Genomic DNA, 10,222 nt, shown 5'->3' on the forward strand with positions numbered 1-10,222 from the left:
GGCTACCTGGATAATGAATTTTCATACGGAACACGTGTAGTGATAGACCGCCCGAGGGTGATCTCATCAACGTACTCCAATTCACCTCCAAAAGCTATGCCACGCGCAATGGTTGATAACTTAAGATTAAATTGTTTTAATCGTTTGTCTAAATAAAATATAGTGGTGTCGCCTTCCATGGTGGCGCTCAGGGCAAAAATAATTTCTTTTGCTTCGCTCTCTTTTAACCGCTCAACTAACGAATCAACTTCCAGGTCAGCCGGACCAACGCCATCCATTGGCGATATCAATCCGCCTAAAACATGGTAAACGCCATTATATTGATTCGTATTTTCAATAGCCATTACATCGCGGGTATCTTCAACTATGCAAACCAGACTTTGGTCGCGTTTATGTGACGCACATATTTCGCAAACGGCCTGATCTGATATATTATAGCAGGTTTTACAAAACTGTATTTCGTTGCGCAACTTGCTTACGGCATGACTAAATTGCTCCACCTCTGCTTTGTCCTGTTTTAGTAAATGCAGCACCAGTCGCAAGGCGGTTTTTTGTCCTACTCCCGGTAATTTGGCAAATTCAGCTACGGCGTTCTCTAATAGTTTAGAAGAAAAATTCATTAGTTCAAAGATAGGTATTAGTCGGAAAGTCCGGAAGTCGGAAAGTCCGAAAGATTATTTTTAGTTAGATAGACCTAAAGATTTATGCAAGGCTTTGTTTAGTTAGTGAGTATTTATAAATTGTGAGCCTAAACCTTTGTAAGTTATGAGCTTTAAATTTGAAAAATTAATTGTTTGGCAAAAGGCAGTAGATCTGTCATATAATGTCCATGAACTAACCAGATCATTTCCAAAAGAAGAACTTTTTATTTTAACAGCGCAGATAAAACGCGCCGCTGATTCTGTATCATTAAATATTGCCGAGGGTTCAACCGGGCAGTCAAATCCAGAATTTAACAAGTTTTTAGGGTACGCTTTGCGCTCAAATATTGAAGTGGTTGGATGTCTATATTTGGCACAACGACGGGAAATGATTAACCACGACCGTTTTACTACTATTTACGCTCAATGTGAAGAAATCTTGGTAATGATTAACGGCTTACGAAATTCATTAAAATTATAATTAACATATTAATTCAATAACTTTAAACCACAATCTTTCGGACTTTCGGACTTTACCGACTTCCGGACTCATAAACCACATGACCCCAGCCCTGCTACTCTCCTTCATCATCGGTTACTTTTTGGTACTATTGGTTATATCGTGGCTTACCTCGCGTAAATCATCAGATAACGATACGTTTTTTGTGGCTAACCGTAACTCCAAATGGTATTTGGTGGCTTTTGGAATGATAGGTACCGCGTTGAGCGGGGTAACTTTTATATCCGTACCCGGCAAGGTAGGCGCGCCAAGCGGCGATGAGTTTGCGTATTTTCAATTTGTACTGGGTAACGCTGCGGGTTTTATTATTATAGCTACGGTACTGTTGCCGCTTTATTACCGCATGAAGCTCACCTCCATTTACAGCTATATTGAACATGCTTTAGGTACCTGGAGCTATAAAACCGCGGCGGGTATATTTTTAATAAGCCGGGTTATAGGGTCGGCATTCAGGTTGTACCTGGTAGTTATTGTATTACAGAAATTTATTTTTGATAGCTACCACGTACCTTTTGCAGTAACTGTACTGATATGTTTAGCATTGATATGGGCCTATACCTTTAAAGGCGGTTTAAAAACCATTATTATTACCGATAGTTTGCAAACGCTGTTCCTGGTATCATCGGTTTTCCTATCTATTTATTTTATATGTCGCAGTTTAAATATGAACGTTTTTGAAGCGGCGGATGCCATTAAAAACAGCAGTTACTCTAAAATATTTTTTCTGGATAATTTTATGAGCAGCCACCTGCACCTTACCAAGCAGTTTTTGGGCGGTTTATTCATAACCGTAGGTATGACCGGACTTGACCAGGACCTGATGCAAAAAAACCTGAGTCTTAAAAACATCCGCGAAGCGCAAAAAAACATGTTCAGCTTTACGGCGGTATTTGTGGTTATCAATATCTTCTTTTTAAGTGTGGGCGCTTTGTTGTACATCTATGCGACTAAGTATGGCATTACGGTTGAAAAAACCGATTACCTGTACCCTACCATCGCTTTACAATACCTGGGGATAATACCCGCTATTGTATTTATGCTGGGCCTTACTGCCGCCACTTTTGCCACAACAGATTCGGCACTTACAGCGCTTACAACGTCCTTTTGTGTAGATTTTTTAAACTTTAACAAAGGCGGCGATAACAATAGCAAACAACGCATCAGTGTAAGGCATTACGTACATATTGCATTTTCGGGCTTGCTGTTTTTAACTATCATCATATTCAATGCCATAAATGACAAGGCGGTGGTAACAGCCATATTTTCGGTAGCATCCTATACGTACGGACCATTATTAGGCTTATATTCGTTCGGCTTGTTTGTTGGTGACAGGCAAGTAAAAGACAAACTGGTTCCGTTTATTTGTTTACTATCGCCGGCTATATGTTACTATTTAAGCAATAACTCGGTACAATTAATTGGCTATAAATTTGACAATGAGCTTATCCTGGTAAACGGATTGATTACCTTTGCCGGATTGTGGTTAACATCATCGCGTAAAACAAAAGTGGCGGTAGCGTAGTTAGAATGGATTGCGGCGGACTCACCCCGACTGCGCTACACTGGTCGACCCTCTCTTCCGCAAGCGGTAAAGAGGGTTACAATCAAAAAAAATTCCCTCTCTAGCATAGAGAGGGTGGTCAAGCGAAGCGATGACCGGGTGAGTTAACTAATAAAGTGATTAAAATAGAATTGATAATAAAGAGATATGACTGGTGAAGAAAAAATAAGACAAGCGTTTGAGAACAAGAACTGGCAGGAAATAAAGGTAACCGACTCGTGGCAGATATTTAAAATAATGGCCGAGTTTGTTGACGGCTTTGAAAAACTGGCTAAAATTGGGCCCTGTGTATCCATATTTGGTTCGGCACGTACGCACTACGATAATAAGTACTACAAACTATCAGAAGATATCGCACGGTTGTTAACCGAGCATGGCTATGGCGTAATATCAGGCGGTGGCCCGGGTATTATGGAAGCGGCCAATAAAGGCGCTTATGAGGCAGGGGGTAAATCGGTAGGGTTAAATATCGAGCTGCCTTTTGAGCAGTTTCATAATAAGTATATTGACAGGGATAAGATACTGGAGTTTGACTACTTTTTTATCCGCAAGGTAATGTTCATGAAATACTCGCAGGGGTTTATTTGTCTGCCGGGAGGTTTTGGAACGATGGATGAATCATTCGAGGCGATAACACTAATACAAACCGGTAAAATTGCCCGTTTCCCTATTGTATTTGTGGGTAAAGAGTATTGGAAAGGGCTATTTGCCTGGGTAGAGGAAAAAATGCTGAACGAGGAGCATAACATCCACCCTGATGACCTGAACCTTTACCGCGTGGTTGATACCGCCGAAGAAGCTGTTGAGCACATTACCCGTTTCTATAACAAATACGTGTTGAAACCGAATTTTTAATTAGCGTATGGTTCATAGATCATGGTTCATGGCTATGATCTATGAACCATGAACTATGAACCATGATCTAAACTATGGCCAAATCCGACAAGCCAGCCGCTTTAGGCTTTATATTTATCACACTTTTAATTGATGTTACCGGTTTGGGTATCATCATCCCGGTATTACCCAAACTGATACAAACCCTTATTCATGGCGATTTAAGCAACGCCTCGCGCTACGCAGGTTTATTAACGCTGGCTTACGCGGTAATGCAGTTTTTATTTGCTCCTGTGCTGGGTAATTTAAGTGATAGGTTTGGTCGCAGACCGATATTGTTGGGCTCATTATTGGGGTTTAGTATTGATTATATGTTTATGGCCTTTGCCCCTACTATTGGCTGGCTATTTCTGGGTCGCGGTATAGCAGGTATAACCGGGGCAAGCTTTACTACTGCATCCGCTTATATAGCCGACGTAAGCACACCCGAAAAACGAGCGCAAAACTTTGGATTGATAGGCGTTGCCTTTGGTATAGGCTTTATTATAGGCCCTGTTATTGGCGGTATTTTAGGTAAATACAGCACCCATCTTCCGTTTATTGCCGCCTCGGTTTTAGCATTACTTAACGCGATTTATGGCTATTTTGTATTGCCCGAATCATTAGATGTTGCACACCGCCGCCCGTTTGATATCAAAAGGGCCAATCCGTTGGGCTCGTTAAAGCAATTGGCCAAACACCCTGCTGTTTTGGGTTTAGCGGTATCCTTGTTTTTAATATATTTTGCAGGGCAGGCGGTACAAAGCGTTTGGACGTTTTACACTATCGACAAATTTAACTGGAATGAGGCCTGGATAGGTTATTCGTTAGGTTTTGTGGGCCTTACTGTGGCCGCGGTACAGGGCGGGTTGATACGTATTGTTATTCCTAAATTAGGGAAGCAACGCAGTATATGGATAGGCTTGCTGTTATATTGCCTGGGCCTGATACTGTTTGGCATTGCTACAAAAGGCTGGATGATGTTCTTGTTTATTATACCCTATTCGCTGGGCGGCATTGCCGGACCGGCATTACAAGGGGTCATGACCGAGCAGGTACCATCAAATGAACAGGGCGAATTACAGGGCGGCTTAACCAGTTTAATGAGTTTGAGTTCCATTTTCGGGCCATGGCTGATGACGTACCTGTTTTATTATTTTACCAAACCCGGCGCCCCTGTTATATTGCCCGGTGCTCCATTTTTTTTAGGGGCTTTGCTAATGCTTACCAGCGCAATATTAGCGGTACGCAGTTTTAAAAGAAACACAAATTAATTTCATTGGTTATATAGCTGCTTAAATATACCGCTACCCTGATTTTTATGGCTGATCAGCTCCCGTCTAAACCCAAAACTACACCGAAAAAAAAAGGCCGACGGGGCAAATCCGCCGCGATGGGGTTTATTTTTATCACCATATTTATTGATGTATTGGGGCTGGGCATCATCATTCCGGTTATGCCTAAGTTACTGGAAACATTGGGCCATGTGGATGTAAGCACCGCATCGCGCTACAGCGGCTGGCTCACCTTTGTATACGCTACCATGCAACTCATCTTTGCATCTATAATGGGTAATTTAAGCGATAGGTATGGGCGCAGACCCATCCTGCTCATCTCGTTATTTGGTTTTGGTATTGACTATATGTTTATGGCATTTGCGCCAACCATTGCCTGGCTTTTTGTGGGCAGGTTTATAGCCGGGGTAACCGGGGCAACTACATCCACCGCTACAGCTTATATTGCCGATATCAGCACCGGGCATAAACGGTCGGCAAATTTTGGATTGGTTGGCGCGGCATCTGGCTTAGGGCTTATTATAGGCATAGCGCTGGGCGCTTACCTGGGCGATCTTAGTGTGAAGTATCCATTTATTGCCGCCGCTTCGTTTGCTTTCGCTAACGCGCTATACGGCTATTTTGTATTACCCGAATCACTTAAACCCGAACACCGCCGAAAATTTGAATGGAAGCGCGCCAACCCGGTTGGCGCATTGGTAAGGGTATTTACCAGGCATACTGATCTGGCCGGATTAATAGGTGCCATTACGCTGGTTTACATTGGCCAAAAAGCGGTGGAGTATTTACTCTCTTTTTACCTGATTGAAAAATTTGCGTGGACATTAAGCAGTATCGGTACGTTGGGGCTTACCATTGGTTTGTTACTGGTGGGTATTCAGGGCGGGATAATACGCTATACCATACCCAAATTTGGGCAGAAAAAAAATATTGTATGGGGGCTTCTGTTTTACGCGTTAGGGCTTGTACTCATCGCAATAGTTAACAAAGGATGGATGATGTACCTATGTATGATACCGTATTGTTTGGGGGGAATATCCGGCCCGGCTTTACAGGCACTTGCTACAGATAAGGTAGCTAAAAATGAACAGGGCGAGTTACAGGGTGCCTTAACTATTGTTAACAGTATAAGCGTAATTATTGGACCACTGTTATTTGGCTATATTTTTTATCATTTCACAACCGACAAAACCAGTAGCTATTATTTCCCGGGCGCGCCTTACATATTGGCGGCATTATTAATGCTGATAAGCACAATTATGGTAGCATGGACATTTAGGAAAGGGAATAAAGCTAAACGTCAAGTCCGCTTACACCCCCGGATATAACAAACTTCATCATATCAGCCGAGCTCTTATCAATTGGCTTTACTTTATCTTTTGATATAATGATAACCTGCCCGGCAAACGAGTAGGAATAAGGAAAATACACAGCAACCTCGCCGGGTAAGTTCAGTTTGGTCAGGTCCTTTTGCACTAAAAAGCCGATCTTTTTTACGCCAAATTCATTTATTTCAACTATAACAGCTTCGGTAAACTTTTTTTCATCGCCCACAAAAGCTTCGGTAAGGTCTTTTATTGATGAGTACAGGAAGTTGAAGAATGGCAGGCGGTTTATCCAACGGTTTATCCAACGTTTTATAGGGTCGGTAATTACATTGGTTACCAATATACCCACTATCATAATGATAACCACCACGTTTACGATGCCCAGGCCCGGTATATACATGGGCTTGCCTTTTTTGCTTACCCATAAAATATCGCTCAGGTTTAAAGCATTATCCAAACTTGATACCGCCCAGAATATCAGGAAAGCTGCTGCCCCGATAGGCACAACCACTAATAACCCTTTAATAAAGTAATTTAACAGTGCTCCGGCTAATCTTTTCATGGGTAAGTAAATTACTCATAAAAATACACTCTTTTTACCCTTTGCGAAATATTAGTTAAAATTTCGTACGGAATAGTGCCTATTTGCTTAGCCAGTTCCTCAATTTTAACCTGGTCGTTAAATACAATTACTTCATCGCCCTCATCAATATCAGGTACAGCGCTAATATCCAGCATGGTCATATCCATTGATATATTGCCAATAGTAGGTACCAGCGTACCGTTTATCAGCATTTTACCTACGCCATTACCAAAGGCACGCACATAACCATCGGCATAACCTATACGCACCGTGGCTATTTTGCCTCCTTTAGGCATTGCGCCGTTGCGGCTATAACCAACGGTATCGCCTGCAGGTACCTTTTTAATTTGCGATATGTTGGTTTTTAAACTGGAAATAGGCTGTAAAGCGTTTTCATCACCGGGTATAGCCGCATCAACACCGTATAAACCAATGCCTAATCGCACCATATCAAACTGTGCGCCCGGCCAGCGGCTTATACCCGATGTATTTAAAATATGTTTAATAACCGGATAACCCAGCGCCTCTTCAATTTCGGTGCAGGCCTCTTTAAAACCGGTTATTTGCTGCAAGGTAAAATCGTCATGTTCTTCAGCCTCGCTTGAAGCAAGGTGCGAAAACACGGAAATCACCCTAATATATTTGTTTTGCTCCAGCAGGTCAGCTAAAATACCAATATCGGTTATTTCAAAACCCAGACGGTGCATACCCGTATCAATTTTAAGATGTATGGGGTAGTTTAAAACATCGCGGTTTTGCGCAAACTTTATAAACTCGTCAAACAAATTAAAGCTGTATAAAACCGGTTCAAGCTTGTATTTAATCAGTTTATCAAACGCCGATGGCTCGGCATTAAGTACCATAATAGGCATATTAATACCGGTTTGGCGCAGGGAAACACCCTCGTCAATATAAGCCACCGCCAAATAATCAACCTTATGGTACTGCAATACATTAGCCAGTTCAAAAGTGCCGCTACCGTACGAGAATGCCTTTACCATAGCCATTAGCTTTACCCCCGGCTGCAATTTGGAGCGATAATAGTTAAGATTATTTACCATAGCATTCAGGTTTATCTCCATCACCGTTTCGTGCGCTTTTTGGGTAAGGGCACGGCTCACCCGCTCAAACTCAAACTTGCGCGAGCCTTTTATCAGGATGGTTTCTTCTTTAAAGGCATGGGTATTCAGGTGGTTTAGCAGCGCTACGGTATCGGTATAAAAATACTTTTCGGGCACTTCAAAATAGTCCTGGTATTTAACCAATGCTTCGCCCACACCAATAAACCTGCCTATTTTTTGCGCTTTTACCAGTTGGGCAACTTGTTTATATAATTCGTCCTCAGGTAGGCCCGATTGAAATATATCCGACAATATCAGCGTATTTTTTTCATGCTGATTTTGCTGGTTCAAAAAATTCAATGCTATCTCCAGCGATTGTATATCTGAATTATACGAATCATCAATAATGGAGCAATCATTTATTCCGTTTTTTAGTTCCAAACGCATACTTACGCGGGTAAGACGCTCAATGCGTTTATCCGCCTCGGCAGGTTTATAGCCCATGGCCAGCATAGTGGCCCAACAAATAATAGCATTCTCTACCGATGCTTTATCCGTGAACGGCACTAAACATTCTATTTCCTCGCCATTAAATATGGCGCGCAGGTAATAGTTTTTTTCGATGACCGTTTCGGTAAATACATACAGGTCAGCCTGTTTAAAGCTACGGCTCCAGGTAAAACATTTGGTTTTTGGCAGATCAGCTTTATAGGGCAATAACTGGTCGTAGTTATGAATAAACAACTCGCAATGTTTAAACAGCTTTAGCTTTTCGCGTATTTTTTCGTCGGTATCCGCAAAACCCTCGTCGTGCGCCGATCCAATATGCGTAAGCACCCCTATAGATGGCTGTATTATAGCTTCCAGCCTTTCCATTTCGCCGGGCATGGATATGCCTGCTTCAAATATACCCAGGTTGTTGCTTGCGGTAATTTGCCATACCGATAGCGGCACCCCAATTTGCGAGTTATAGCTTTTAGGGTTACGAACAATATTTTTGTCAGGGAACAGTAGTTGGTACAGCCATTCCTTCACAATAGTTTTGCCGTTACTGCCCGTTACCCCTATCACCTGCAAATCAAACTGGCCGCGGTGATGTTTGGCCAGTTGTTGCAACGCGGTAAGCACATCAGGCACTATCAATATATTAGCATCGGCCAATTTTATTTCGGGGCCATCTTTCACCACAAAATTGCGTACACCGGTGGCATAGGCTTCGGCAATAAATTCATGGCCGTTGCGGCGCCCACTAAGGGCAAAAAAAAGGCCGCCTACGGGGTTATTTATGCGGCGGCTATCCGTAAGCAGGGTACTAATGGTATCCGCGTTTACAATAGTGCCGGTGGCGTTAATAATTTGCTGTACTTCTGTTATGGTGTAATGGTTACTAAGCATATAGATTACGAATTTGCTTATATTTTAAACAATAGAAGAATTTTAACGAATTTTGGTTTTAATGGATGACCAAAAACCCCGAAAAATTACGGACGAGAAAGTAGCCCTTACCAAAGCCGAACACTATTGCGCCTACCAGGAACGTGCGCAGCAGGAAGTAAGGGACAAGCTTTATGAATGGGGATTATGGACCGACGCGGTAGAAAACATTATATCGCAACTGATAACATCCAATTACCTTAACGAAGAACGTTTTGCCAAAGCCTACACGCAAGGCAAATTTAAACAGAAAGCCTGGGGACGTATCAAAATAAAACAAGGACTTAAACTTAAAAAAGTATCGGAAGTACTAATAAAAAAGGCACTATTAACCATTGATGCCGACGACTATTTACAAACCCTGCATAAAATTTTGGCTAAAAAGGCCCCATTGATAAAAGAAAAGACCGATTATAAACGTCGCTATAAACTACAGCACTACGCCATGAGCCGCGGTTATGAAGCCGATTTGATAAGTGATGTTTTGAAAAACAGCGACTTATAAGTTTTTCAAAAAAATTTAAATGTTTTCCTTGCAGAATATGCATTTCTATCTATATTTGCACTCCGCAAACGCGATAGTGATTGCGAATACAAAATATGCGAAAGTAGCTCAGTTGGTAGAGCACGACCTTGCCAAGGTCGGGGTCGCGAGTTCGAATCTCGTCTTTCGCTCAAATCCCTTTCATAAGAAGGGATTTATTGTTAAAATTAAAAGGTTTAGACACCTGCTCAGATGGTGGAACTGGTAGACACGCAGGACTTAAAATCCTGTTCCCGTAAACGGAGTGCGGGTTCGATTCCCGCTCTGAGTACTCGATGGGAAGCACGTTCTGAAAGACGTGACTTCCCATTTTTATTTCCCTTCAATTCCTTAGTAATCAAGGGATCAATACCGGATCAATACCAAAACTTGTGGGGAAGCG

9 protein-coding genes and 2 tRNA genes are annotated in these 10,222 nt (G+C 42.1%); 8 read left to right on the plus strand and 3 right to left on the minus strand.

Annotated elements, in window-relative coordinates; genetic code table 11:
• Positions 1-2: 2 nt before the first annotated feature.
• A complete protein-coding gene (gene recR / locus ABI367_RS08870; protein ID WP_462226786.1) occupies positions 3-620 on the minus strand; it encodes a recombination mediator RecR in 618 nt (205 codons plus the stop codon).
• Between the two features lie 145 nt (positions 621-765).
• Between recR and ABI367_RS08875 the strand changes: the two genes are divergently transcribed.
• From ABI367_RS08875 to ABI367_RS08895, 5 genes are all read left to right on the plus strand, one after another.
• Positions 766-1,122 (plus strand): four helix bundle protein, encoded by a 357-nt coding sequence (locus tag ABI367_RS08875; RefSeq protein ID WP_462226788.1) that lies wholly within the window; start codon positions 766-768, stop codon positions 1,120-1,122.
• A 79-nt stretch (positions 1,123-1,201) separates the two neighbouring features.
• The gene (locus tag ABI367_RS08880; protein WP_462226790.1) at positions 1,202-2,683 is read left to right on the plus strand and encodes a sodium:solute symporter; all 1,482 of its coding nucleotides are present in this window, start codon (positions 1,202-1,204) and stop codon (positions 2,681-2,683) included.
• 186 nt (positions 2,684-2,869) lie between these two features.
• The gene (locus ABI367_RS08885) at positions 2,870-3,577 is read left to right on the plus strand and encodes an LOG family protein (protein ID WP_462226792.1); all 708 of its coding nucleotides are present in this window, start codon (positions 2,870-2,872) and stop codon (positions 3,575-3,577) included.
• Between the two features lie 74 nt (positions 3,578-3,651).
• Entirely contained in the window at positions 3,652-4,869 is a 1,218-nt protein-coding gene (locus tag ABI367_RS08890) for a TCR/Tet family MFS transporter (RefSeq protein ID WP_462226794.1), read from the plus strand.
• Between the two features lie 47 nt (positions 4,870-4,916).
• Positions 4,917-6,218 (plus strand): TCR/Tet family MFS transporter, encoded by a 1,302-nt coding sequence (locus tag ABI367_RS08895; protein WP_462226796.1) that lies wholly within the window; start codon positions 4,917-4,919, stop codon positions 6,216-6,218.
• Here ABI367_RS08895 and ABI367_RS08900 read toward each other — a convergent pair.
• Together ABI367_RS08900 and ABI367_RS08905 are read right to left on the minus strand one after the other, a co-directional pair.
• On the minus strand, positions 6,184-6,780 hold the full coding sequence (locus tag ABI367_RS08900) for a DUF502 domain-containing protein (RefSeq protein ID WP_462226797.1): 597 nt from the start codon (positions 6,778-6,780) through the stop codon (positions 6,184-6,186). The two genes, ABI367_RS08895 and ABI367_RS08900, sit on opposite strands and share 35 nt — an antisense overlap.
• Before the next feature lie 11 nt (positions 6,781-6,791).
• Entirely contained in the window at positions 6,792-9,257 is a 2,466-nt protein-coding gene (locus ABI367_RS08905; RefSeq protein ID WP_462226799.1) for a bifunctional UDP-N-acetylmuramoyl-tripeptide:D-alanyl-D-alanine ligase/alanine racemase, read from the minus strand.
• 61 nt (positions 9,258-9,318) lie between these two features.
• Between ABI367_RS08905 and ABI367_RS08910 the strand changes: the two genes are divergently transcribed.
• From ABI367_RS08910 to ABI367_RS08920, 3 genes are all read left to right on the plus strand, one after another.
• Positions 9,319-9,801 carry a regulatory protein RecX gene (locus ABI367_RS08910; protein ID WP_462226801.1) on the plus strand — a complete coding sequence of 161 codons (483 nt, stop codon included), beginning with the start codon at positions 9,319-9,321 and terminating at the stop codon, positions 9,799-9,801.
• A 97-nt stretch (positions 9,802-9,898) separates the two neighbouring features.
• Positions 9,899-9,971, plus strand: a tRNA-Gly gene (locus tag ABI367_RS08915).
• Positions 9,972-10,026: 55 nt separating this feature from the next.
• Positions 10,027-10,111 (plus strand) — tRNA-Leu (locus tag ABI367_RS08920).
• The last annotated feature ends 111 nt before the right edge of the window (positions 10,112-10,222 follow it).

The sequence above is a fragment of the Mucilaginibacter sp. genome, from assembly GCF_039935595.1.
Lineage (GTDB): Bacteria > Bacteroidota > Bacteroidia > Sphingobacteriales > Sphingobacteriaceae > Mucilaginibacter.

What these genes read in the sequence shown, in the direction of transcription:
- ABI367_RS08875 (WP_462226788.1), top strand. Translation starts at nt 766, where the DNA reads ATGAGCTTTAAATTTGAAAAATTAATTGTTTGGCAAAAGGCAGTAGAT.
- ABI367_RS08910 (WP_462226801.1), top strand. Translation starts at nt 9,319, where the DNA reads ATGGATGACCAAAAACCCCGAAAAATTACGGACGAGAAAGTAGCCCTT.
- ABI367_RS08900 (WP_462226797.1), bottom strand. Translation starts at nt 6,780, where the DNA reads ATGAAAAGATTAGCCGGAGCACTGTTAAATTACTTTATTAAAGGGTTA.
- ABI367_RS08880 (WP_462226790.1), top strand. Translation starts at nt 1,202, where the DNA reads ATGACCCCAGCCCTGCTACTCTCCTTCATCATCGGTTACTTTTTGGTA.
- ABI367_RS08905 (WP_462226799.1), bottom strand. Translation starts at nt 9,257, where the DNA reads ATGCTTAGTAACCATTACACCATAACAGAAGTACAGCAAATTATTAAC.
- recR (WP_462226786.1), bottom strand. Translation starts at nt 620, where the DNA reads ATGAATTTTTCTTCTAAACTATTAGAGAACGCCGTAGCTGAATTTGCC.
- ABI367_RS08885 (WP_462226792.1), top strand. Translation starts at nt 2,870, where the DNA reads ATGACTGGTGAAGAAAAAATAAGACAAGCGTTTGAGAACAAGAACTGG.
- ABI367_RS08895 (WP_462226796.1), top strand. Translation starts at nt 4,917, where the DNA reads ATGGCTGATCAGCTCCCGTCTAAACCCAAAACTACACCGAAAAAAAAA.
- ABI367_RS08890 (WP_462226794.1), top strand. Translation starts at nt 3,652, where the DNA reads ATGGCCAAATCCGACAAGCCAGCCGCTTTAGGCTTTATATTTATCACA.